The 22,759-nt window shown below is 61.2% G+C and carries 21 protein-coding genes and 1 pseudogene; 10 read left to right on the top strand and 12 right to left on the bottom strand.

What is annotated here, in order from left to right:
* Positions 1-235 precede the first annotated feature (235 nt).
* Positions 236-2,914 (top strand): AMP-binding protein, encoded by a 2,679-nt coding sequence (locus PV772_RS09560; protein ID WP_347885972.1) that lies wholly within the window; start codon positions 236-238, stop codon positions 2,912-2,914.
* Between the two features lie 237 nt (positions 2,915-3,151).
* Here the strand turns inward: PV772_RS09560 and PV772_RS09555 are convergent, their stop codons facing one another.
* The 3 genes from PV772_RS09555 to PV772_RS09545 form a co-directional block, all read right to left on the bottom strand.
* Positions 3,152-3,697: a hypothetical protein gene (locus PV772_RS09555; RefSeq protein WP_306971273.1), complete on the bottom strand. Its 546-nt coding sequence runs from the start codon at positions 3,695-3,697 to the stop codon at positions 3,152-3,154.
* Between the two features lie 66 nt (positions 3,698-3,763).
* The gene (locus tag PV772_RS09550; RefSeq protein WP_306971274.1) at positions 3,764-5,266 is read right to left on the bottom strand and encodes an alkaline phosphatase; all 1,503 of its coding nucleotides are present in this window, start codon (positions 5,264-5,266) and stop codon (positions 3,764-3,766) included.
* 443 nt (positions 5,267-5,709) lie between these two features.
* Positions 5,710-5,952, bottom strand: a complete 243-nt coding sequence (locus tag PV772_RS09545) for a hypothetical protein (protein ID WP_347885971.1) — start codon at positions 5,950-5,952, stop codon at positions 5,710-5,712.
* Positions 5,953-6,185: 233 nt separating this feature from the next.
* Between PV772_RS09545 and PV772_RS09540 the strand changes: the two genes are divergently transcribed.
* Positions 6,186-6,767, top strand: a complete 582-nt coding sequence (locus PV772_RS09540) for a hypothetical protein (RefSeq protein WP_347885970.1) — start codon at positions 6,186-6,188, stop codon at positions 6,765-6,767.
* Here PV772_RS09540 and PV772_RS09535 read toward each other — a convergent pair.
* Positions 6,764-7,498, bottom strand: a complete 735-nt coding sequence (locus PV772_RS09535; RefSeq protein ID WP_347885969.1) for a hypothetical protein — start codon at positions 7,496-7,498, stop codon at positions 6,764-6,766. The genes PV772_RS09540 and PV772_RS09535 overlap by 4 nt on opposite strands.
* Before the next feature lie 240 nt (positions 7,499-7,738).
* Positions 7,739-7,939 (bottom strand): YegP family protein, encoded by a 201-nt coding sequence (locus PV772_RS09530; RefSeq protein ID WP_347885968.1) that lies wholly within the window; start codon positions 7,937-7,939, stop codon positions 7,739-7,741.
* Positions 7,940-8,028: 89 nt separating this feature from the next.
* Between PV772_RS09530 and PV772_RS09525 the strand changes: the two genes are divergently transcribed.
* The 5 genes from PV772_RS09525 to PV772_RS09505 all read left to right on the top strand — a co-directional run bounded on the left by PV772_RS09525 (position 8,029) and on the right by PV772_RS09505 (position 12,066).
* The gene (locus PV772_RS09525; protein ID WP_347885967.1) at positions 8,029-9,036 is read left to right on the top strand and encodes a nucleotidyltransferase; all 1,008 of its coding nucleotides are present in this window, start codon (positions 8,029-8,031) and stop codon (positions 9,034-9,036) included.
* Positions 9,033-9,566: a hypothetical protein gene (locus PV772_RS09520; RefSeq protein WP_347885966.1), complete on the top strand. Its 534-nt coding sequence runs from the start codon at positions 9,033-9,035 to the stop codon at positions 9,564-9,566. The genes PV772_RS09525 and PV772_RS09520 overlap by 4 nt, the downstream gene beginning before the upstream one ends.
* Positions 9,567-9,738: 172 nt before the next feature.
* Positions 9,739-10,842, top strand: coding sequence for a ThiF family adenylyltransferase (locus tag PV772_RS09515; protein WP_347885965.1), 1,104 nt, complete (start codon positions 9,739-9,741; stop codon positions 10,840-10,842).
* Positions 10,843-10,856: 14 nt separating this feature from the next.
* A complete protein-coding gene (locus PV772_RS09510; protein WP_347885964.1) occupies positions 10,857-11,333 on the top strand; it encodes a Mov34/MPN/PAD-1 family protein in 477 nt (158 codons plus the stop codon).
* Complete coding sequence (locus PV772_RS09505) at positions 11,302-12,066, top strand: DUF6602 domain-containing protein (RefSeq protein WP_347885963.1); 765 nt, start codon at positions 11,302-11,304, stop codon at positions 12,064-12,066. The genes PV772_RS09510 and PV772_RS09505 overlap by 32 nt, the downstream gene beginning before the upstream one ends.
* 168 nt (positions 12,067-12,234) lie before the next feature.
* Here PV772_RS09505 and PV772_RS09500 read toward each other — a convergent pair whose 3' ends face one another.
* Genes PV772_RS09500 through mobC form a run of 3 tightly spaced genes read right to left on the bottom strand, consistent with a single transcriptional unit; the run spans position 12,235 to position 15,010 of the window.
* Positions 12,235-12,993 carry a hypothetical protein gene (locus PV772_RS09500; protein WP_347885962.1) on the bottom strand — a complete coding sequence of 253 codons (759 nt, stop codon included), beginning with the start codon at positions 12,991-12,993 and terminating at the stop codon, positions 12,235-12,237.
* A gap of 9 nt (positions 12,994-13,002) precedes the next feature.
* Positions 13,003-14,607: a relaxase/mobilization nuclease domain-containing protein gene (locus PV772_RS09495; protein ID WP_347885961.1), complete on the bottom strand. Its 1,605-nt coding sequence runs from the start codon at positions 14,605-14,607 to the stop codon at positions 13,003-13,005.
* 7 nt (positions 14,608-14,614) lie between these two features.
* A complete protein-coding gene (gene mobC / locus PV772_RS09490; protein WP_056394388.1) occupies positions 14,615-15,010 on the bottom strand; it encodes a plasmid mobilization relaxosome protein MobC in 396 nt (131 codons plus the stop codon).
* 247 nt (positions 15,011-15,257) lie between these two features.
* On the opposite strand from mobC, the gene PV772_RS09485 reads away from it, so the two are divergent.
* Positions 15,258-15,566 carry a hypothetical protein gene (locus PV772_RS09485; RefSeq protein WP_347885960.1) on the top strand — a complete coding sequence of 103 codons (309 nt, stop codon included), beginning with the start codon at positions 15,258-15,260 and terminating at the stop codon, positions 15,564-15,566.
* Between the two features lie 705 nt (positions 15,567-16,271).
* On the opposite strand, the pseudogene PV772_RS09480 reads toward PV772_RS09485, so the two are convergent.
* Positions 16,272-16,682: pseudogene (locus tag PV772_RS09480) on the bottom strand (chromosome partitioning protein ParB); the annotation flags it as partial.
* 366 nt (positions 16,683-17,048) lie between these two features.
* On the opposite strand from PV772_RS09480, the gene PV772_RS09475 reads away from it, so the two are divergent.
* Together PV772_RS09475 and PV772_RS09470 are read left to right on the top strand one after the other, a co-directional pair.
* Positions 17,049-17,528 (top strand): hypothetical protein, encoded by a 480-nt coding sequence (locus PV772_RS09475; RefSeq protein WP_306971822.1) that lies wholly within the window; start codon positions 17,049-17,051, stop codon positions 17,526-17,528.
* An 8-nt stretch (positions 17,529-17,536) separates the two neighbouring features.
* Complete coding sequence (locus PV772_RS09470) at positions 17,537-17,884, top strand: hypothetical protein (RefSeq protein ID WP_236803008.1); 348 nt, start codon at positions 17,537-17,539, stop codon at positions 17,882-17,884.
* Positions 17,885-18,092: 208 nt separating this feature from the next.
* Here the strand turns inward: PV772_RS09470 and PV772_RS09465 are convergent, their stop codons facing one another.
* The 3 genes from PV772_RS09465 to PV772_RS09455 all read right to left on the bottom strand — a co-directional run bounded on the left by PV772_RS09465 (position 18,093) and on the right by PV772_RS09455 (position 22,672).
* Entirely contained in the window at positions 18,093-20,333 is a 2,241-nt protein-coding gene (locus PV772_RS09465) for a site-specific integrase (protein WP_275216601.1), read from the bottom strand.
* Positions 20,334-20,490: 157 nt separating this feature from the next.
* Positions 20,491-21,150 (bottom strand): site-specific integrase, encoded by a 660-nt coding sequence (locus PV772_RS09460; protein WP_236803165.1) that lies wholly within the window; start codon positions 21,148-21,150, stop codon positions 20,491-20,493.
* Between the two features lie 322 nt (positions 21,151-21,472).
* Complete coding sequence (locus tag PV772_RS09455) at positions 21,473-22,672, bottom strand: ParB/RepB/Spo0J family partition protein (protein WP_347885959.1); 1,200 nt, start codon at positions 22,670-22,672, stop codon at positions 21,473-21,475.
* Positions 22,673-22,759 lie beyond the last annotated feature (87 nt).

The following is a 22,759-nucleotide window of genomic DNA, read 5'->3' as shown; positions in this document are numbered from 1 at the left end:
CCTCTTCCTTGCCATCAGCACAATCGGCCCTGCGCCCGCGAAGTGAATTCCTTAACCGCGGGCTGGTCCTCTCCGGGGCTGGCAGTGGGATGCTGTCGGTGTGGGACCGACTTAATGTTGCCTTTGCTAAGTGCGGCATACCTAAGGACGCCGGGGTCATCGGGACACCACGGGGAAGCGCGAGCTCAGCCCAACTCCATTTGAGTTAGGTAAGGCTATCCTTTACAGTTCAGGCGTGACTGTACAGCCGGAACTGGCAGGAGTCTCGTTCGCCGCCAAACTGGCCGGCTTCGGAGACCGTCCCGCCATCACGACCAAAGACCAATCCGTGAGCTACGGGGAACTTGCGCGCCGTGTGGAGGATATGGGCCGGGCCTTCGGGCCAGGCCGCCGGCTCATTGCCCTTGAGGCTGAGAATTCCCTGCCGTCCCTGGTGGCCTACCTGGCGGCCCTGTCCTCCGGCAACCCATTGCTAATCCTGCCCGCAGGCGGCGGGACGGCAGCCGAGACACTCGTTGCCGTGTACGATCCCGATACTGTGGTCCGCGCGTGCCGGGGTGAGGTGGTCCTGGATGTGCGTCGGGACGAAACGCACCATGAACTGCACCCGGAGCTGGCGCTGCTGCTGAGTACCTCCGGATCCACTGGATCACCCAAACTTGTGCGCCTGTCCGCAGAGTCCTTGCAGGCAAATGCCTCAGCCATAGCCGATTACCTGCACCTGCGCCCCACTGATACTGCGGCCACCACCCTTCCCCTGTCCTACTGCTACGGGATGAGCGTAGTGAACAGCCACCTGCTGGTGGGCGCGTCCCTCGCGCTGACCGACCTCTCAGTGGTGGACCCGTGTTTCTGGGAACTGGCCAGAGCCGAAAACGTCACATCCTTCGCCGCCGTACCCTACACGTTCGAGCTCCTTGAACGGGTGGGCTTTGAGGACATGGATCTGCCCAGCCTGCGCTACATCACCCAGGCCGGCGGGCGACTCGATCCAGACCGAGTGCGTTCCTACGCACACATGGGCCGACGGCAGGGCTGGGACCTCTTTGTCATGTATGGCCAGACCGAGGCCACGGCCCGCATGGCCTACCTGCCCCCTGACCTGGCAGCCGAGTACCCGCAATCCATCGGCTTGGCCGTGCCCGGCGGCTCCTTCCGGCTGGAGCCCGTCCCCGACCTGGAAGCTTCCGAACTCGTTTTTTCAGGCCCCAACGTCATGCTGGGGTACGCCGAACGGCCGGAAGACCTGGCCTTAGGACGTGTCACCACAGAGCTTCACACGGGCGACCTGGCCCGTTGCGGCACCAATGGCCTCTACGAAATCGTTGGCCGACGGACCCGCTTCGTCAAAATCGTTGGCCTGCGGGTGGACCTGGGCCAAGTGGAACGGCTGCTGGCCGATCTTGGCCTGACCTCCGCGGCAGCCGGCTCGGACCAGGCGGTGGTCGCCGTTGTGGAGGCCAGCCAAGATCTTGCCCTGGTGGCCAAGACACTTGCCCAGGATTTGGGCCTGCCCCGTTCAGCAGTCCAGCTTCATGGCGTGGAGTCCATACCGCGCCTCGCCAACGGCAAACCGGACTACTCCGCGGTCCTGGCCCTGGCGTCCAGGAATGATGACAATGACGGCACCGGCGGTGCTGCCCCGGAATCGGCAGGACACCCGACCGACGCGCGAAGGATCTTCGCGGAGGTCCTCGAACAGGAAAACATCGCCGACTCGGACACCTTTGTTTCCCTGGGCGGTGACTCGCTGTCCTACGTGGCAGCCTCCGTCCGGCTGGAGCGTGCCCTCGGATACATCCCGCAGGGCTGGCACCTGATCCCGGTCTGTGATCTTGTGCCTGCCGCCCATAACGCACCAAACACGTCGGCCGTAGATACGGATGAGCACTCAGACCAGCGGACGGGGGGAGCTGCACGAACTTCCCGGAGCTGGCATCGGCGGTTGCTTGCCCCCATGGAAACCGGAATTGTGCTTCGCGCTATTGCCATCATCTTTATCGTCTCCACGCACATCGGTTTCTTCCACTGGGAAGGGACCGCCCACGTACTCATCGCCGTCGCAGGCTATAACTTTGCGCGCTTCCAGCTAAGCGGTACCCGCCGTTCCCGGCTCCGGCGGCAACTGCGCAGCATTGCCCGGATCGTCGTGCCCAGCGTTGCGGTCATCGGCTTCGCCTTTGCCGTAACCGATACCTACACCTGGGCCAACGTCTTCCTGCTGAACAACCTGCTGGGCCCGCCAGGATGGACCGACTATTCAAGGTTCTGGTTCATCGAGATCCTGGTCCAGATCCTGCTGGTCATCGCCGCCCTGCTGGCGATACCAGCCGTTGCCCGCGCCCAGCGCCGGTGGCCATGGGCGTTCCCCCTGGCATTAGTAGTCATTGACCTGCCGATGCTCTTCGACCTTGTGGACAGCCGGTATCCGGGGCAGGGGCCAGTCCTGTGGCTGTTCGGGCTCGGCTGGGCCGCCGCCGCGTCACGGACACAATGGCAGCGGGCAGCCGTGACCGCCATCGCCCTGCTCACCATCCCCCAATCGTTCGAGGATCAGTACCGGAGTACAACCATCCTGGTGGGCTTCCTCATCCTGCTCTGGCTGCCCACCCTGGCCGTCCCGCGCGGGCTGCACCGACTCACGGCCCTGCTGGCCAGCGCCTCGCTATACATTTACGTCACCCACTGGCTGGTGTACCCGCTTGTTGATCCGGAGTACAAGGCACTGGCGGTCCTCGCTTCCCTGGCGGCAGGCATCCTTTACTGGGCCGCCGCCACCCAGGCAATGACCACCACAGAACGGTGGCTGCGGCGACGAAACAGGCAACACCCGAGAACAAAGACCCCCGGAAATCGCCAGCCATTACGCATCTCGACGGCAGCCCAACACACGGCGCCGAAGCCACGCCTATAAACGACTGACCGCCGTCCCCACGACGGCGGCGAACAGTAAACCTGCCCTTTAGCCCTGTCGACCGCACTGCGGCGTCATCCATTCCTGCAACCGGAGCGGTCTGTGGTCTGTGGTCTGTGGTTTGGAGAATGTTTATGGCCCATACGAACGGACGGGCTGACAGGACAAGGGACAGAATCGTGGCTGCACTTCAATACTTTCGGCGCTTCCCACCACTCCACCCATTACCTTGAAGGGCTATTCGTTCACCAGGACGGGAACTCCGACAGCGGCGGACACTGCTTTGCCTTGAAATTCCGGAGGTACGCGGATGATGAACTCTTCACGTTCCTCCGCGGACCCGGGATGGATCTGACCTTCGCTGCCCATGTCACGGATAATCCGGTCCGTGACGAGGAGGGCGCCTTTTTCGTCGTAGAACCCTGCCAGCACCTGCATCTCAAGAAGATCGCTGACGTCATTGGTTACCGTGACCGTACCCATAGCTGCTGATCCGTCGAAGGCCAGGTCTTTCAAGACGAATCTGTCATCAAACGGCCCGGCGACCTGGACGGTCCGGCCTTTGATCGGGGCAGTGGTGTGGAGACCAGCCAAATCCGGTTCATCTTCGGTGGCGGCCGCAAGTCCAGGGAAGGATGTCTTTGCGGCGGCGGCCATCGGAACGCTTTCAGCCGCGGAAACCTGGGTGGGTCCCGCAGGGTTCTGCAGAACGACAGCGGCAACCACGGCCAGGGCCGCAGCGAGCAGACCGGCGAGCAGGAGAAGTTGTGGTTTGCGGGTCATGCTGTTCCTTCAGTGCGGCCGGGGCCCGGGCATCCTTTGATCCCCGGGCCCCAGAGTCATAATAGGTCAGCGGAGGACGCGCAGGGCGCCGCCGACAACGTCGAACAGGTCTGTGTTGTCTACACTGCCCTGAAGCTTCTCAGAGCCTGAACCGTAGGCATAAACGGGAACGTCCGCGCCAGTGTGGTTGCCAGAGAGGTAGCTCAGCCACAGGCTGGCCTCCTTGGAACCGTCCTTGACGTCGGCCGGGTCATTGGGGGTGCGGAAGGTGGCCGGACCGAAGTTGCGCGGATCGGCTGCGCCGGTTCCGTTGATGATGCCGGTGGAGCGCGCAGGGTCTTTGGTGTTTCCGCCGGGCCGTGAGGGGGTGGAGTTATTGGCGGTGTTCCCGCTGTCGACGTTGGCAGGAGGTGCTGCCGCTTCAGCGTTGGTGAAGGAACCTTTCTCGATGATGTTCATGCCGGCAGTTTCGTGGTCGGCGGTCACGATTACGAGTGTGTTGCCGTCCTTTTTAGCGAAGTCCAGGGCGGCGGCCACGGCATCATCAAAGGCCTTGACCTCCTCGAGCGCCTGGCCGGCGTCATTGGCGTGGGAACGCTTGTCGATCAGGGCCCCTTCAACCTGCAGATAGAAACCGTTGCCGTTCGCGCCCTTTTTGCTCTCCAGCAGTTCAATGGCCTTTTTGGTCATTTCCGGCAGGGAAGGCTCCTGCGCCTGGGGGGCGGAAGGATTGTCCTTCTTGGCCTTTTCCACAGTGAGGTTGCCCTTGTTGAACAGGCCGAATACCTTGTCCCCGGAGGCTGCGTTCAGGTCGGTGCGGGTGGCAGGAATCTGGCTTGCCGCCGATCCCAGGACCGAATAGCCCTGTTCCTTCAGGGCGGTTTCGTCAGCGGCGTCAAAGCGTCCCAGCCCGCCGCCGAAGATGACGTCGGCGGTGCCGTTGCGGGCAATCTGGTCAGCGACAGGGGTGACCCTGACATCACTCGTGGGCAGCACATCGCCGGTCACGGCCGTGTCCTGGCACGCCGAGGCAGAATAGACCGGACCCTGACAGCCGCGGGCCAGGACGTGGCTCATCTGGGCCGCTGGCGTCGCGTCCGTGATCTCTGCGGTGGACACATTACCGGTGCGGTAACCGGCTTGCTTGGCCAGTTCCATAGCGGTCGGCACCACGGCGCCCTTGGCATCCACGCCCAGCGCTGCATTGTAGGTCTTCACCCCTGAAGCCCAAGCCGTGGCAGCGGACGCGGAGTCGGTGACGAGGTTGGGCTTGAAGTCCGCTTCGCCCGGCTGACCGGACTTCTTCTCCACAGAATAGGTACTGACGTAGCCCTGGGCCGGGAGAGTCTCCATGGCCAGTTTGCCCTCGGCGCCGTAGAAGCGTTCCCGGGCGGCGGTAACGTGGGTCCGGCCCATGCCGTCACCGAGCAGATAGATCACGTTCTTGGTCCGGCCGTTGTTCCCCTCCGGGGCCGCCGAGGCAGGACCCGCCGGAGCGGTGAAGGTGACGGCCGCCACGACGGCGGCAAGGGCCGCCGAAGAGGTAAGCACAAAGGAAGTGCGACGCATCAGGGTATCTCCAAAAAAGTAAGGGATGGCTCCGAGCGGAGCGTCAACAGTGTGTCGCCTGAAGATTCCGTAGATACGAACTTCAAATAGCCGCAAAACAAAGTGGTGATTAACGCTCGGAGCTTCGCAAGCTCAAGACCGTGATCGCCGTTAAGCGAGGTCAGCCGCAGCGAATCCATCGATACCTTGGGCGACAAGCTTTACTGGTCATCGGCAAGCACATTACCGCTCGCGGACAAGCCGGGAGTCAGCGGCCAGCTTGCCGCCGATCCGGTTTCCCTTCCCGACGTGAAGGTCTGTCGTAACGAAATCTGCAGTACCTGTACCTGCCTGCGCTGGTCCGGGCCTGGGACGCGAACGAGAATGTGCCACAGATCGTGGGCACATTTGACCGGCGAAGGCGACATGCTGCTCCGACCAGCAGGCCGTGGAGAAGCAGGTATCTAACAGCAGCACGACCGAAGGGTGCGGGTAGCGTCATGTGGGGAGTCTGCTTCCAGGTCGTCCATAGCCCAGGCGAGAACAGCAAGTTCGAGTTGCGGAGGTTCCTGGATCTCGTAGAGGAATGCGTCAAAGTCGAGGGCACCGGCGCTCCCGCCCTGACCCCAGTACCTCAGCCACACACCTTCGAGGCTGATGATGTTCAGTTCTATGAGACTTCGCGCTGCATACCGTGGATCACTCATCACCCCGCAGTGAACTGGGCGCCGGCTGGGCAGTTGTAAGTCCGAGGGGCAGGGGAATCGTCATATCCGATGCCGGGAATAGCTCCATTTGCAGCCACTCCCCCTGCCCTTTTAAAGAGCCGATAATTGCGATTATGTCAACTAAAGTTGCTAAGGCTCACAAGCTTGTCAACATGAGTTGCTAGCGATCATACTGTCACTGTAGCAATTGGCGGACGGTGAAGGGAAGCACGATGGGCTGGTTTACCGAGGGCAGCGAGCATGAAGGCTACGTTGTCTGTGTCTTCGCGGACGGTATGTACGGGTCCGGGGGCAGGTATATGGAGATCAACCTGATGACGCCCGACGGCCGGCCGGTCGCGCATGAAAATGAGCCGGGCAGCGACGCATGGCGGCCGCCGTCGCAGGTGGTCGGATGGCGGGTCGCCTGCAGCTGTGTTCCGCTCCGGGAACACGTCATCCTGGATCCATTGTGGACACGGGTTTGGGACCCTTCCGACGAGGACGTCGCCGGGGGGCGTATCTACGCCGGACCGCCGGACAGTGCCGACGCCGCTGATATCAGCGACCGGGAGGACTTGGAGCCCGTGTTCCTGGACGTGTGGCACCGGCATATCGCCCCGGACCTGTCGCTGCACACCATCGGCACCCTGAGCCGCAGCCTGAAGGATCTCGAAGCCCAGCTCGACGACGCCGTCGCAGCCGCCAGATCGGCGGGCGTCTCGTGGGAGAAGATCGGCAGAGCCTTCGGGATCAGCCGCCAGGGAGCTCAGAAGCGCTGGGAAACACCCTCGCCAGCAGCGTCAGCTACTTAGGGCCGGGCAGCAATCAATCCGGGAAGGGAGGTGTCGGAACTCATCCAGGAAGCTAGATCCCGGTCAAGAAGACGTGCAAGCTTGATGCAGGCGTCGTGGCCCTGCTGAACGTTGAGGCGCGTTTGCTGGCCGGGAAGCGGAAAGCCGCCCACAAAAGGCTCATGGTGGGCTGCCCTGTTACGGACCGCGTGAACGACGGCAACCGTCTCCAACGTCCAGCTTCGAGTGAATTGCGCTCCCTCCGCGCGTGCCATCGTTCGGCCGCCCGGAAAGGCTTTGGATAGGCCTGCCACCCAGAGGATCTCGTGGTCCGCCCGAAAACGTTGAGGTGCCCGGCCAACGTAGCCGCCGGGTTCGAGAAGCCCTTTCCAAAAGCCGAACATGAGGCGGGCAACCAGATGCCCTGGCGTCCGCCGGCCCTGTGGAAGGTCATCCCAGGAGCCTTGAAGTTTCGAACGGGTAGGGCCATCAAATCCCGCGTCCACTTCGAACCACCGAACTCCGTAAAGCTGATCTAGCTGCGCCACTACGGCGTTCCTCAGGGCCACTTCCAGGATCGCGATGTCGGCAAGAAAGGCTGCAGCGACGTCTCTGTCCCAGACGTATAGGCGGCGCGCCAATGCCGGATCATGTCCGGCGGCAGCCAAATAGGTACCCATGCGTGTCGGGGTAACAGCTTTATCGAGGGCACGGCCGTGGGCCGGATCGGTCCACGGAGGGTTGACGGTCATTGGCTGAACCCAAGGCTTCCTGTAAGCTGGAAAACGAAGTCCCCGGACCCGCCTCTCTGGACATGAGCCATGATGCGGCCGGGGTAAATTTCTTTAAGCACCCCTACCCTACCTGCGACTCCCAAGTCGTTTATTGCGAGGGTGCGATTTTCACCCAGCTCGCCTCAAGCTTGCCCGATGGCGCATTCCCGGCCGCGGCGCGGGAATGGCATTCGTCCCCGCGCTCTCCATCCGGACGCGCTACTGCTGCGCCTTCGGCCTAGAAATCCGTTTTTCGGCACCGGCGAATTGGCCTCCAACGATTTTGTCAGCCATGGCACGAGCATCATTCTCGTTCTCGTAGCCCTGACTGCCATCAACGGCAATGATCTCGCCGTTATCCGCCTTCAAGCGCCAGGCCCATTTGCCATCAGTTCGTGTGTACAAAACGCGCTGTGCCACTCATTTCCCCAGTCTTTTATCTTCGTTGTGCCGTTGAAAGACGATCCTATGCGACGCGTCCCACCGTTAGCTCCAAGGACCAAGCAAGAATGTCGTACAGCGAAAGTATGATCAGAGGAGCCGCATTGGGGGCTAGAAAAGGTGGCGTGGAAATGGGTGTTAGTACTTCGTTTGACGAGCTTCAAGCCGTTGTTGATGCCGATGTTGCAGTTGTTAAATTAGCGCGCGAGCGTAGAGATGCGTTCAAGGCCGCGCTGGACTCAGCCCCGGATGTTATTTCTGTCTGGGGGTCTGGGTCCCTTCGAAGGAGTACGCAGCTCCAGCCCGTTCACGATGTAGATCTTGTGGTGGAATTTGACCCCAAGTTTTATCCGGATTGGGGCGAGGAAGGTGCATCGAGCAGTGACGCCATTGAGCGGTGCCGTGATCTTGTCACCGAGCTTCTAGGTGTGACAGCCGGTACTCATGAGCGTCTTGTCAGGCAGGTGAACACGGCCAACCGGAATCGTGCAGCGAAGTGTTTCATCGACGATCCAGACGATCCAGATGCGTTTACGGTCGATGTAATGCCTGCCCTCCGCCAGCGGGATGGGATCCTAATCCCGTTCAAGAGCGAGGCCCGCTGGACTCTTGCCGATCCGGAGTACCTCATAAATCGCGTGTCTGAGCGACAAACAGCGTGGAATCGTTTTCGTCCTATGGTCCGAGTGCTGAAGTACTGGGCTCGCCAGCAACCCTTCAAGGTAAAGTCGCTGGTCATGGAGGTCTTGGCTCTGGAGTGCCTTCCAGACTCGGGTAATCGGGCGGCGGCCGTGAGCGGCTTCTTTGCCGCGGCCTCGCGTCATTCCCTTTCCGTTGTAGACCCGGCAGGGCTCTCCGGGGCGATCCAGCCGTCGCTTGATTCGGCTGCTCTTCGCCGGGCCCTGGAAGACGCGGCCCTGGCTGCAGCATCTGCGCTCCGGGCGGCTGCTGACGGGAATCAAGCCGAAGCGACCCGATTGTGGCGCAGTGTCCTGGGTCCCGCGTTCCCGGTTGTGGCAGCGACCGGGGGTGCTGCCACCGGTCCACGGCAAGTAAAGGACTCGCCTCAGGGATGAAGACGCACCAGCTCAAGAGCCTTACGTGGTGGGAGGCTGAACCCGATTTGCTGGTCCGTGAACTTAAGGCTGTCAATGAGTTTTTTCCGGATCTCAAGTGGGTGGGTGACGGGCCGGGCTATTGCCATGGACCGGTGCCCTCGTGGCCGTTCTTACGGCCTGCGCCGCAGAATCTAGACCGGGTCCTCGGAGACGTACCTTTCGAAATCCGGGTGCAATATGGTCACGCCTTTCCCGCCGCTCCCCCCTCTGTTTTCCCGCTGGAACCCAGACCTCCTGTTGAGCTGCGCAGCTTTACTGACTATCACGTGCTCAGCGACGGATCCCTCTGCTTGCTCCAGGATGCGGAGCAGTGGACCAGTTCATCGCTGACCTCCGACCTCGTCCTTAAGGCTGCGGCATGGCGTGTCGAGTATGCGCTTTTCCAGGTTGGAGCAATCGAGAAGATGACACAAAACGGGATTGTTGTAGATGATGTGCTCGATTCGCTCCTGGTAGAGCGCATAGAGGAGTTGCTACTTGAGGGGTGACGATTCTCTGCTGGTCCTTATCCCTAAGGCAGCAGCAGAACTCATATCGAAGTCGGGGTCCTGGGGCCACATCACGTGTCGAGTATCAGAACCAGACCGAGCCGCCATCGTTTTAGCGGTTTCCGAGGGAAGTTCTCTGCCTCACCGGATTAACGAAAACAAGACCCATTTCTTGACCAGCGCGGATACTCATCCGTCAGGTGTCTGGTATCGAACCACGGCTGAGCTCGCCGTCCAGGCCTATTTGTTGATCCGCCAGCAGCAGGCGCTCACGTTCGAGGCTTTCAAGGCGTACGTGCCGGAGGCCCGTGACCCGGGCACCGGGAGATACATCGCGATTACATTTACCGAGGCACCGCCCGAGATAGCCCCGGGACGCGTCCTCCCCCAATTCACAGCATGGATGGTGAGCCGGGACGGGGCGCAGCCCGAGAATTGCGATGTGGAGACGGACCGGGGTCAACTATCCGCGCTTGCTCCGCATTGGCCTATCCAGGAACTCAAGGGCCAACGAGTACTTCTCATAGGGGCAGGAAGCATAGGAGGTGCCGCCGCCACCGCCCTGTCGGGCTATGGCGTAGGAAGGCTGGATGTTGTCGATCCTGACCGGCTTCTGTACCACAACATTCCGCGGCACATCTGCTCGTCAAACGCTGTGGGCAGGTACAAGGTCGATGCCCTCGCAAAGCATATTGCACCCAAATGGACCGAAACGGACGTCTCCGGTTTCCGGATAGACGCGATTGCGGATGCTGATCTGCTTCGACCCTTAATTGATATGGCGAGTGTGGTCGTATGTACAGTCGACGGCGTCGAACCCAGACGGGTAATTAGTTACCTGTGCAAGCGCGCAGGACGCCCATTAGTCCTTGCCTGCGTGCTGGCAGATGGCCGGTACGGCGAGATACTGCGTCTCCGGCCATTCCCTGAAGTCGGCTGCCTGGAGTGCCAACGACGCGCTTTGCACTCTTCCGGGCAGATGGACCTTGAACCTACATTGGACCGCGGTTACGGCGAAGGAACGCGCCATAACCCCATGACCGCTGTTGGGACTGATCTTCACTTGATGGGATCTCTGGCCGCAAAAGCGGCGGTAGCCACGATCCTGCAAGATTTGGGGCACCTGGACCAGATACTCGAGGACGATAACGCAGTTGTCGCCCTGCGCCCCGAGGCCGGCTTGGCAGAACCCTTCGACTCTGCCCGCGCGATGTCCATCCATTGGTACCCGTCCGCTGCAACCTTCCCAGATTGCCTGGCATGCCACCCAGCGTAGGTAGACGCGTCCACATGAGTGAGCACGCTACGCAATTCATACTGCGTGCCGTGGCAGATGGAGGAAGCCAACTGGAAACGGGCGGCGCCCTCTTCGGCTTCGACGATGGCCACCACCTTCTGATTACTGCTGCCTCCGGCCCAGGGCCGGACGCACAGCGGGAGGCCAACTACTTTCTGCGCGACCTGACACACACGCAGCAATTCGCCGCGGAAATATTCAGTGTGGCCGGCGCACAATGGATCGGGGAATGGCACACACACCCCCACGGTCCCCCGGTCCCGAGCCAGCGCGACATCGACACATACATCGCCCACCTTCTCGACAGCGACCTGAACTTCGACACGTTTGCCTCCATCATCGTGACGCCGGTAACTCCCGAAGAGGACGTATCGCTGCACTTCTGGCTACTAACGCACGATGCGAAAAACATAGCCATCTATCCGATAGAACCAGAGAGTGGAGTCAACCAGCATGGTCATGCCGTTTGATTTAGGACAAGCCTTCACCGCCAAGCAGAATCACATGTTGACCGGGCTTGGTCTGATGCCAAATTTCACCAATCACCCGACAGCCAAAGGCGATGCCACCGAGGACCGCTGGATAAACATGCTCAGCGAGTTCCTGCCCCGCCGCTATGGAGTGGGCAAAGTTTTCGCAATCGACTCCAAGGGTAACCAGAGTCAACAGATAGATGTGGCCGTCTACGACCAGCAATATTCGCCGCTCTTCTTCGAACAAAGCGGTCTCCACTTTGTACCAGTAGAGAGCATCTATGCGGTGTTCGAGGCCAAACCAGAGCTGGACAAGGGTTACGTTGAATATGCCCGCGACAAGGTAGCAAGCGTTCGGGCACTTCACCGTACCTCCGTAGGCATCCGCCACGCTGGGGGAACGTATGCGCCTCAGGACCCCGCCACCAAACCCATCCTCGGAGGAATCCTCGCCACGGGGTCAGCATGGACAGACATCCAGGGAGAAGCTGCTCGTACGGCCCTCCTTCAAGGTGACGAACGGGATCGCTTGGACTTCGCCATCGCGGTGCAACACGGCGCCGTTGAACGCGTCGGTGACGAGCTGTTTTACGCCGTACCAGATCAGCAGCTCATTTGGTTTGCGATGCAGCTTTTTAAAAGGCTTTCGACGCTGGGTACCGTGCTCGCACTTGATCTGAACTCATACGGCCGCCATATGGAGGACGTTCCTGCAGCGCGGCTGGAATAGAAACAGCCTCCCGTCGACGCCTCCAGTTGCAGCCCGATAACTGATCGCCCCCAAGGTGTAGCGGCTGCAACGCTCTCATCACCGTTGTTCTGTGATTCAGCTGAATGTCGCAGTGACTGACGGGGGAAGGGACCTGTAAGAGAGCAGGTCCCTTCCCCCAAAGTGTCGCTAGCGTTCGAGTCCGCCGCGCTCCAGCATCTTGCCTTTGCCGCCTTGCTTCGCCATTTTGGATGTGTTCGCTAGGGAGGGCTTCTGGACAACTGCGGCCGTCGGCGAAGTGCCCTGATGTTTGTCCGCTAGGAGTCGGGAGTTGACCGCTTCCCGGTCACCTTTGCCTTCGAGGCTTTCGGCGAGCTGCTGCCGCCGCTCTGGTGAGTCATAGGCAGGTTCGTCTTGTGCCTTTTGTGCTGCCTTGTCCTGCCTGTTGGCCCCTGCCACAGCGACGCCGACTACCGCTTCATCGGTGCGTGCAACAGAGGCTTTGGTCCGTTCGTTTTCGGCTTCGGTTCGTGCTTGCTGTGCCCGGGTGAGGGCTGCGGACACGGACGCTTCGTCCGCTCCTGTGTTGTTTACGTCGATGCCGTACCGTGCCTGTACCTGCTCCCGGATGTGTTCTGCTGCTTGGGCCGCTTCGGGGTCGTATGCCTTCCACGCCGTGGCCGTCTGATGGGCCTGCTCAATCATGCTGGGTGTGGCCTTATCCCACCAGTCGTCCCTGGCGGTGGGTGCGAGCTGTGCGCGGGCTGCCGCCCGCTGGGCGTCGAAGCGCTCCTGCAGCTGGCGTGCGCGCTGTTCTTCAGCTGCGGCGATGTTGCGCTGCTCTTCCTCTCTCATTCGCGACAGCTGCTCACCGATGCGAGCTGCGACCATCAGCCCTGTACGCATTGCACCGTCTACTGCTTCGTCCATTCCGTCTGCTTCGCTCATGCTCTTCCCCTATCGCTCGATGCCTGGATTCGGATGGTGGTCCATGTGTGGTTCCTGCGGGCCGGTAGGCCCAGCCTGCTGCAGCGTTTTTTCTGCCCTGGTGAGTGTCGTCGGGACGGGCGAACCGCCGCGGGACCGTTCGGCGATGAGCCGTGCACGGAGAGCTTCTTCGCTGGCTCCCGGGTGCTGTTCCCGCAGTGCCTCCATCGTGAGTGGTTGTGCCTTGATCGTCTGTGTTGTGGCGCTGGCTTCAACGGCTTTGCTGGCAGCGGTCACGGCTGCAGCAAGACCGCGGACCCGGCGGAGGTCGTCGGTGGCTTTGTGCATGTCGTGGATGGCCCGCGCGGTTTGGGCGAGCTGCCGGAACATCAGGGCGTATGCCGCCCGTTCGCTCTTTGAGGTGGCCGCCAGCAGGATCATTGTCGCGCCGCGTGCCGACGGCAGCGCAACCGCCGGCCGCTTCGGGTAGCGGCGGAGCTGGGCTGATTTGGACAGCTCCCGTGCGGCGTCGGCCAACGGCCCGGGAGTGGTTTCAATGCGCTTGGACCATGCACCAAACGCGGCGGATGTTTCGCGGGCAGCCTGCGCCCAGGCGGCGTGGTCATTGTGCGGGGTGGTGGCCAGTCTCTCGCGAAGAGCACTGACGTCGTTGGCGTACTTGCTCCACAGTTCGGCGGAGGGCTGCAGTGTCTCTCTTCCCGGTGCTACGGGGCGGCGGTTGCGGGCTGCGGCGTTCCATTCCGCGACGGCCGCGGTTGCAGTTTCGGGGGTGCTTTCCCATTCGCTGCGGAGTTTGGGCAGGGCCAGATCGCGGCCCAGGGAGTTACCGCCGAACCAGACGGCCCGCTCCCCTTTCCGCGGCCGTTCTGCGACAGAGTATCCGGTCACGACGTCGGTTCGGCCGGCAGCGTAGCGGGGCCGCACAAGAAGGCCTTCTTGGCGGGCGCGGCGGACGAACTCGGCTTCGTCCGTTGACGCCGCTACGCAGGTGCGGATCTTGCGGGCGAGGCTGTGGCGTTCGACCTCGGGCAGTCCGTGGCGGATGGCTTTGGCCTGTTCCGCGGGGGTGTATCCGCGTTCGGCCCGGACCGCTTCGAGTTGGGTGAGTCCGTACTTTTTCTCCAGTGCCCGGGCGACCTGTTGGGACTTGTACTTGCTCTTCCAGCTGTTCCATTTGGTGCCGTCGTCGCGGATCATGCTGGCAACGATGTGGATGTGGTCGTTGCCGTTCTTGCTCAGTCCGTGGCGGACGGCTACCCATCGGGCGGGGGCCATTCCGCCGTCCTCGGTGAAGTCCATGTCCTTCATGAAGTCGTTAGCGATGGCGCCCCACTGCTCATCGGTGAGCTGGCCTTCTTCGGCCGCCAGGCTCAGGGAGCAGTGGAAGACGTGGCCGCCGTCGACCTCGGTTTTGTAGAACTGCTTGGCGCGGTCCAGGGCGTTGGCGATGTCCAGGGCCGCGTCGCGGTTCAGCTCGTTGTCGTCGTGCCATGCCATGAGCGCAGCGTCACCGGCAATGAGGTGCGGTTCTTCGTGTTCGTTAGCACGTCCCGGGCCCGCTAGGTAGATCATCAGGCCCGCCATGCGGTCGCCTTGGGTGATGTTGGGAATCACGTCAGGATCACCGGCCAGCCATGTCAGCGAGCATGCGGTCGATGCGGATGATGACGCTCTTGGCGTGCGCAATCGCGGGCGCCGCATCAGAAGGTACTTCACCCGTTGAGTTGGCGTGCCGGGCGATCTGGTTGATGTTGTTCGCCACGGACCCGATCAGGCGCTGAAGGTTCGAAAGCTGCATGAACTGATCACGCCGCTCCGACGGGCTTTCGCTGTCCTCGTTCAACGCTGCTTCGATCAGGAGCCGTGGGATCGTGACGCGGTGCTTCTCAGCCAAGGCCAGCAACTGGGCCTCTTCTTCGGGGCTGACCTTGACCTCGTGACGGTGCATCCTGCCACCGTCAACGTTCGCGCGCCGGCGGCGGGACTTCCAACCGGCGAAGCCATTGCCTTCACTCACCTGTTCCGCCCCTCCCCTACCTTGCCAGCGCAGCGACCCGGAACACCCGGGACCAGACACCAGTCTGCCGCGACCGGAACGCAGTTCACGGGAGCGACACGAACTTAGCCCGGCTAAGTTCCCAGCTTGCTCCGCTGTAGTCGGCTCCTGCTCCTTTCGTGCCTTTGGTGCTTTGCTGGTCTGGAAGTGGCACGCCGCTGCGCGTCGTTGCCGGAAAAGCGGGTCGGCCTGTGGTTAGGGTGGGGGCATGCCAACCATTGATATTGAACAGACCCGCAATCAGGCCCGCGCCCTTCTGGACTCGCGTATCGAGTCCGTCACGAACCTGGTCAAGGCCAGGCAGCGCATCACTGACCTGCGCGAGCAGCTCGCCGACGCCGAGCGTGAAGACAAGCGCGCCTACGTTCGCGCCACCAAAGACGGCTGGAGCCCCGAAGAGTTGAAGAAGCTCGGGCTCGAGTCCGGCGCCGCCACGCGTCGCCGGAAGCCGGCCACCACACGTACCCAGGACGACAATTCCCCGTCCTCCGACGACGGGGTTGCCGGGGCCGAGTAGCTTGCCCCTCGCCCACATGTGCACGGCAAAAGCCCAACCGCTCCGCTGCTTTTCCCGCACCCAAGTGGACGACGGGACCCTTCGGACCACCTGCACACAACCACCACGTCACCGCATGTGCCCACGTCGCCCTTAGGCGAGCGGTGGCTGTGCACAGCCTCTGTTGAGTGAGGGGTTGGGACCGGACAGTTTTCCCCAGGCCAGGCCTCGCCGCTGCCGTCCCAGCTTCGGAACGTGGCCGGATCTTTTCAGCCGGGAGCACACATGGTTAAGGCTCCGCACCAGTTGGGTGCGGAGCCTTTTGCTGTCTCTTGCAGCGACGTGTCTAGACCTCTGCCGCAACGCGGCGCGTTCACTTTACCTGGTTGTGCGCGGCGCGTGTGGTTAAACAAAGACAGGCCGGCTGGAGGGTCGGCCTGTCTTCGCTCCTCGGACAAAGGAGATCTCGCAAACTCAGCGTAGCTGAGCATGTTTCCGCAAACCCAGTTGCGCGGGGAAACCCCGCTGTTTGTGACAGCGCGGCACCAGGTGTGGGCATGGGGTAGTCGCGTCGAACGGCGGTCCGCCGCTGGTGAGTGGCTGCTGGGGTTCGCCCTGGGCGGCGGACCGCCCGACTTCTGGAAGGCTCCGTGCCCTGGTGCGGTGATGGGCTGGTGGCCTTGCCGGGCGGTTGCGACAGATGACGCCCGGCAAGGCGGTACCAGTTTAGGCGGCGTCAGCTTCGGCTGGCTTGCCGCTGTCGAGGATGATCTTTTCAGTCTCACTGGCTGTGTAACCCCACAGAACCAGCTGGTTCAAATAGTCCCGGTGGGTCTGGCTCGGGGACCGCCACGAGTCCTTGGCGATCGTCTTTTCATACCCTGCGCACACCAGCGCGATCAGGGAAAACTCCGGACGCGCCGTCGTCTTGGCAACGTGGTCGCGGAGTGGGTTCCACGCCCAGGCGTTGGACTCTTCGACCTTCGCCCCGATCATCTCAGCCGCGACCTTCCCGTCATAGCCGCTGGCCGTTTCCGGGTGGTGGGTGATGGCGTGCACGGTGAAGTACTGCCAGCCCTTCGGGGCCTGCTTCTTGGCCAGCAGGTTCTTGACCCATTCGCGCCGGACCGAGGTGGCTTCTCTGCACTTTGCAACCGCCGCGTACGCTCCGATCCCAACGATTAGTACGCGGTACTTCACCTGGTCGATTTATACGCCAGCGGAAGAGATGCTCACAACTGTCTTTGATGCCTTTTTGCAAAAGCATGCTTATTTGAAGAAGAGATGCGCGCGCGCCTGCCCCAAACCCTTGGCCGACCGCGCTGCTCTATACACAGCCCCACAGCGCCAATCCTTTATCTAAGGTCTTGAATAATCCTATGCGCCAGCCCTAGACTCATCGCAACCGGCTAATCCCCGGGGTCTCAAGTTGGGGGAATGATCACTTCTACTGCTCTGTTGGGCTGCCATAAACCGGGAGGCCTTACGAGTTGAGGTTTGATCATGAGAATGAAAATTGGGGGAATAATGAATCTTGTCCGTAAAGCACTACTTATTCTTGCGACTATGCTGGCCTTATTCTCGGTCGCTGCACCGAGCTATGCTTCCACCACCTTGCCATCGCCTTCGCCGTCGCTCAATAAAGAAGAGCCGGACAATGACCAAGCCAGTCCGTCCGGTCTGTGGTGGCCAGAGGTTGACGTCTATGTAGGGTGCTCCGGAAGTTCTTTTGCATACAGCGGCGCGGCATGGGACCTTCAGGGCGGCGCATATTATGAGACTTGGTGGTCCGTAACCTTCCCAGACGGCACCGGCGAGTACGACAACTGGCCCCGTCAGACGCTGCAAGCGAGCAGCAGCGGCTTCCTGACCACTTCCACGTTCTACGCGGCCAATCATGGATCGGGTCGTTACACCGCAACGATGTACCTTAAGAAGGACGGAAGCGAAGTAGGACGGCATACAACGGAGTGCTACAAGTGAGGGTCTGAATGAACAGTCAGGAATACAGGGCAGGCGAAACAACCTACGGACCACTTGAACTGAAAAGCATCTGGAAGCGTCATGAACTAAGAAATTTCGATCTCATGGTGATATTGCAGGTCTCCGGAGGTGAGCACGCAGCCCAACGCATTCTTCGAGATGAAGAAGTTTCTGCGGAAGACAAAGCATCTCTGGCCATTGCCAACGACTTAGCCAAGCAGAAAGGTTATTTACCTTTGTTTGATTTGGCTGATGATGGCGCTGAAGTATCCGAAGGTCAGCGGGCAGAGCTAGAAGAGTTTTTCGAGTCAGAAGAATGGGAGACCAGAAATCAAAGCAGCACGCGGAACCCCTGACAGGGTGGCTGCGTGAACTCTGAGCATGAAAAGGTCCCCGGTTGAACCGGGGACCTTTTCGTGCTCTTCACATGTCCCGGGTCTGCCGGTTGCCGCGGGCAAGGAGCCCCGTGGCCAGCCGCGTGTAACCGGCAGGAGGGGAAAATCTTGATTCCCAATCGGCCCTGGGAAGATCAGACAGCGTTCGGCCCTGCCAACTAATTACCCGTTAGCGACGGACAGCCGGGATACCCAGGTCTACCTGTCCGCGCTGGACAGCACTGTGAGCGTCGGCGCGTTTCTGTTTGAGGAACTGAACGGTCAGTTCGATGCCTTCTATCTCCCCCAACCACCCCTTCGTCTGAGCGAGCTCACGTCGGGCCATCAGGTCTGAATGGATCTCGTCGAGCCGACCGAGCATTCCGGGGTCGACTTGGAGCATGGGACAGCGGATACAGGCGTGTTCATGCTCGCAAGGGGTGGCGTAGGGGCGTGCACAGTTCCCGAGCTCGACTTTCCGTTTGTCGAAGTGTTCTTCGAATTCAGCCCATTCCGTATCGGTTGGAGATTTGTATTCCCGGGCTGGACGCGCGGCCCGCCGCTCGGCGAGGTGTTTCTGGTAGTGCCGGACCACGTCTTCGCGGAAGACGGTGACGTAGCCGTGGGTTGTTTGGATATCGAGGTGTCCCAGGAGTGCGGCGCCGATATGGATAGGCAGACCGTTATTGACCAGGTCCGTGGCCAGAAGGCGGCGGAAGTCGTGCGGTGTGAAGCGGCAACCACCCAGCTCGGGATGATCGATGGCGACGGCGTCGCTGAGTTTGGCCAGTTCATCACGAAGCGATCCGGCGTTGATCACTTCAGTGCGTTGTCCGATGGTGCGCTGGAAGAGGAACGGCAGCGGCTCGCTAGTGACTCTGTCGTAGGGATTGAATCGAGTCGCCAGTGGCACGCCTTCCCTGTTCCTGGTCAGGCGTCGAATGATCGTGGCGATGACGTGGAAAAGGTCAGGGCTCATGGGTATGACTCGTTCCCGATCATTTTTTGAGGGAGCGACGACCAAGAGTGCGACAATTTCGCTGTTCGGTCGGATGTATTGACGGATGCTCAGCTGAGACAGTTCCAGCAATTCGTCGCACCGAAGGCCGGTGTGCCTCAAGGTCTCCACGGCTGCCCACTGCCAAAAGACGGCGTCCTCGGTGAATGTCACGTTGATCTTGCGGTTGGTGGATAGGTCAAGCACGCGGACGTTGGATGCTCCGTGGAAGCGGCGGTGCCTGGCGTCTCCTTCGGTGTATAGCCGTTGATACTTCTTCCCGCCGATGGTGATGACCTCGTCTTTGCGGGTTTCGGCGGCCACTTTCAGAAGTTCCTGGAAGTGATCTTTCCGTTCTGTGGCAGCGGCGATGAAAGCCGGGAGCACTGGCTGGAGGAGGCGGATTCTGGAGTCCATGCGTTCTTTTGCCCGGCGGGCCGCTTTGCCCGCCGTCCGGGTCTCTCTGCCAGCGATCGGGCAAGGCGCTACCCATCGGGCCCAGTGTTCGGGTTCTTCGGCCGCCCAGCCCTGCAGGTCGAGATAGAAGGCCCTGATGTTCGTCATGATGGCTTCGAGCTGAAGGCGTGGTTTTCCGTCGCGGCGGAGGGCCACCACGGCGCGCCAGCTTTCGTAGTCCGTTTGGGAGATGACGAAAGTCGCCTGGCCAGGGTTGATCTGTTGGAGGCCGTTCCAAAACTTGCCGCAAATGTCCGCTGCAAGGTCGCGCAGGGTGGCGAAGTCTATGTCGTGGCTGCGCCGGGTCAGGTAAGCAACGAAGACGTCGCGGATGTCCGGGTTGATGATGTTATGTTTGTCGACCAACTCGGCCGGCGTCTGAGCCGGGGATCGCATCGCCGCGCGGAGAGTTGGCGGGACCTGGGCAGGAAAGTGCCCGGATTCGGACATCACCCGCCAGGCAAGGTAACCGACGTGCGTCTCATAACCGCCGCCCCATCCCCCTTCGCGCGTGGCTACGGCGTAGTGAAGTAACGCCTCCGCGCTCAGGTCAACGAACCGGATTCCCTGCGTCGTAAGTGCTGATGCCACATCCATCCGAGCGCAGCGTTTGAAGTGGTTGGATGTGTCCTGTTGTTCAACGAGGGCAAGGAAGCGGTCGAGATCGGGATCGTTTTGTGCTTGCTCAAAATGCTCGTGGTAGCGGACGAACGAGTTGATTTTGAAGGCTTCCAGCGAAGGGCGAATGACACGTAGACAGCACAGGAGCATCAGCGAATGTCCGAGTTCACCGTCAAGACGAAAATTTCCGGTGGCCAACTCGCGTATCTTGCGGTGACCATCGTTGAATCCTGACGAGATCCATTTCTCCTGCCAGGTCCGTCCGGAGTGTCTTACGAGATAAGACAGCAGCCATTTCAGCCCGTGATGGCGCAGTGATTCACGTGGCTGACTGCGTGGCCATATCGTGTCGGTCAAGGCGATGATGCTCTCGGGACTTGCGGTGTCCAGATCACCGCGAGGCCATGGCGGAATTTCCGGTCGCGCCGCCGGAGCAGCAATGATGACGGTCTGGTTCCGGGTTCTCCCGGGAACAGCTGCGTTTACCGGCCGCTGTTGTGGTCGTTTAAGGGCCTTAGGCACCGAACACCACTGAGAAGTCGTCGGGGTCGTAGCCTGGGGTCAGCGTTGGTTGGGGTCGTGGGGATGCCATGTGCTCTTGTACTTTTTGGAAGACCTCATCGATCCGAGGCCGTAGATAGGGAGTCATCGAGGAGACTTGTCGGTGCCGGCTGACGGCCATGATTTCAGGCAAGGTCAGATTAGGGTCAGCGACCATGCGGTTGATGGTCGTGTGTCTGAAGTCATGCAGTGACCAGTCCGTGCCCAGCACTGCGTTCACCCGTTGCAGCATTCGGCGGGCAGCGTGATACGTGAGCGGCCGCGGTTTGCCATGGAGTGCACGCCAGATCAATTCATCGGGCCGTGGACTTCCGTGCTCGTGGAAGTACATGGTCAGATACTGCAGGGATTCCGGTGAGACAGGCACCGGCTCCAGGAGACGGGATCCTTTAGATACGACCCATACACGTTGCCCGGCCCAGTCGATCTGATCGCCGTGGACGCCGAGCAGTTCACTCGCGCGGGCTCCGGAGGAGACATACATACTCACCAGGGCACGATCGCGGTTGGTCCGCAGAGCCTCCATCAAATCGTCGAAAAGGTCATCCGGGATGGAACGGGGCAGCCATTCGGACTTCTTTTGCCGCAGAGGAGCCCGATTGGCCCGTGGCATTGTTTCGGTCCGACCTCGATGAACGAGTCGTCTCCGGCCGGCAGCCTCAGGGACCGGGTTTATCAGGGGTCCACGACCGAAGCGTGCGTGGTAGGAGTAAAAAGACGAGATTACCGAGAGGGCGTGATTGATAGTTGCCGGTGCATAGCCCCCGGCCAGGGGACGCTTACCGGTGCGCGAATTCCTGCCCCGGTTACCAGTCCCCGGCCGCTGAGGGTTCACTGCGGACCGCATCCATCCCACGAGGACCTCGACTTCGGCGCGGGTCGCCTGCTCCCATCCACTGCCGAGCAGACTAAGAACGCGCCACCACCTGAGCAGGTCATTGCCATAGGAGCGGACGGTCAAAGGGCTCATATCGCTCAGAACGAGATCCCGGAGGAACACTGAGAAGTCCTCGATCTCTTGCCCTTTGTCGTCGATGACGACGTAGGGCAAGAGGCCGTCCGTTCTTGGGACCACGGCGCCTATTGCCAGTAGGCCAGTCCGTCCCTCGAGCAGTTTGAGCCGCACGTCGTCCATGAGTACCACCTCTCCGGAGAACCCTGATCCAGACTCTACGATGAAGTTCAGTTAACAGGACAGACTGCATCAGCTTATTGTTTTCAATCAGGGTCTTCCGTTCGGCTTTCTGCTCCTCGGTCATTGGTCCTTTAGGGGCCGATGACGTGCCGTAGCCGCTGTAGTAGCGAAGAGTGAAGCCCAGATCTTTCCAGCCGGTAACTACGGCGACAGCGGAGTGCTCGCCCCGGTAGTCCGTCTCGATGTAGACGGCGTTCCCGTCCTCGTCCGTGGCCGGTTCCCCGTCCGCCCTTTTCAGCGACGTGACCCGGAGCGTTTCGCTGTCCTCCCCGTACCCACATTCCGGAACAACAATCGTTCCGGCCGCTTCCAGCTCGGCGGTCAGTGCGGCCAGCGCGGCCGCGCGGTCGCGCTTGTCACGCAGCTGCTGGGTTACGTGCAGGAGCATGTCAGGTTCGTCCATAATGACCGATTCCAACTCAAGCGTGGCTTCCTCGTCTGACTCAAATTCGGCCAGAATTAGGGCTGCTTCGATGGTGTATCCCTTGCCCAGGGCGGCGGCTCCGGTCTCGGTGGACTTCGCTTTCAGTGCGGATTCGACGGTGGTCTTAGTCCGTCCGGTCTTCTTGGCGATCGCGGCCGCCGAAACACCAATCAAAGACAGCTGGTGGTAGGCCTCGGCCTCATCGGCCTCGGTCAGTTCGGCACGCTGAATGTTCTCCACGACCTGCGTCACGATGCGCTCGGCTTCCTCGGGGCTGTCGATGATCATCACCGGGATCGCGGCCCGCCCGGCTTCGACGGCCGCACGTGTGCGGCGCTGACCCATCAGCACATGCACAGTGCCGTCGTCCTTGCGGTGGGCGATCACCGGTTCCATCACGCCGTGTTCCTTGATGCTGGCGATAAAGTCAGCGGTCAGGGCCACGTCCTTACGGACATTGATGTCCACGGTCAGGGTGGCCGGGTCGAGCATTTCAAGCGTGGGTGTTGCGTTCATTGGGTGGTGCCCTTCTTGTCCGAGAAGTGGGGTGGGTGGGGCGGCTTAGGTGACCGGCCAGCTCCCCTGCTCCCCCCGCGTTGTTTT

The organism is Pseudarthrobacter sp. CC12 (genome assembly GCF_039907755.1).
GTDB lineage: Bacteria > Actinomycetota > Actinomycetes > Actinomycetales > Micrococcaceae > Arthrobacter > Arthrobacter niigatensis.
The sequence above is the reverse complement of the archived record's forward strand: the minus strand, read 5'-3'. Positions and strand labels throughout refer to the sequence as shown.

What these genes read in the sequence shown, in the direction of transcription:
- PV772_RS09520 (WP_347885966.1), top strand. Translation starts at nt 9,033, where the DNA reads ATGAAGACGCACCAGCTCAAGAGCCTTACGTGGTGGGAGGCTGAACCC.
- PV772_RS09535 (WP_347885969.1), bottom strand. Translation starts at nt 7,498, where the DNA reads ATGACCGTCAACCCTCCGTGGACCGATCCGGCCCACGGCCGTGCCCTC.
- PV772_RS09460 (WP_236803165.1), bottom strand. Translation starts at nt 21,150, where the DNA reads ATGCCACGGGCCAATCGGGCTCCTCTGCGGCAAAAGAAGTCCGAATGG.
- PV772_RS09485 (WP_347885960.1), top strand. Translation starts at nt 15,258, where the DNA reads ATGCCAACCATTGATATTGAACAGACCCGCAATCAGGCCCGCGCCCTT.
- PV772_RS09525 (WP_347885967.1), top strand. Translation starts at nt 8,029, where the DNA reads ATGTCGTACAGCGAAAGTATGATCAGAGGAGCCGCATTGGGGGCTAGA.
- PV772_RS09475 (WP_306971822.1), top strand. Translation starts at nt 17,049, where the DNA reads ATGAGAATGAAAATTGGGGGAATAATGAATCTTGTCCGTAAAGCACTA.
- PV772_RS09500 (WP_347885962.1), bottom strand. Translation starts at nt 12,993, where the DNA reads ATGAGCGAAGCAGACGGAATGGACGAAGCAGTAGACGGTGCAATGCGT.
- PV772_RS09555 (WP_306971273.1), bottom strand. Translation starts at nt 3,697, where the DNA reads ATGACCCGCAAACCACAACTTCTCCTGCTCGCCGGTCTGCTCGCTGCG.
- PV772_RS09455 (WP_347885959.1), bottom strand. Translation starts at nt 22,672, where the DNA reads ATGAACGCAACACCCACGCTTGAAATGCTCGACCCGGCCACCCTGACC.
- PV772_RS09470 (WP_236803008.1), top strand. Translation starts at nt 17,537, where the DNA reads ATGAACAGTCAGGAATACAGGGCAGGCGAAACAACCTACGGACCACTT.
- PV772_RS09510 (WP_347885964.1), top strand. Translation starts at nt 10,857, where the DNA reads ATGAGTGAGCACGCTACGCAATTCATACTGCGTGCCGTGGCAGATGGA.
- PV772_RS09540 (WP_347885970.1), top strand. Translation starts at nt 6,186, where the DNA reads ATGGGCTGGTTTACCGAGGGCAGCGAGCATGAAGGCTACGTTGTCTGT.
- PV772_RS09550 (WP_306971274.1), bottom strand. Translation starts at nt 5,266, where the DNA reads ATGCGTCGCACTTCCTTTGTGCTTACCTCTTCGGCGGCCCTTGCCGCC.
- PV772_RS09545 (WP_347885971.1), bottom strand. Translation starts at nt 5,952, where the DNA reads ATGAGTGATCCACGGTATGCAGCGCGAAGTCTCATAGAACTGAACATC.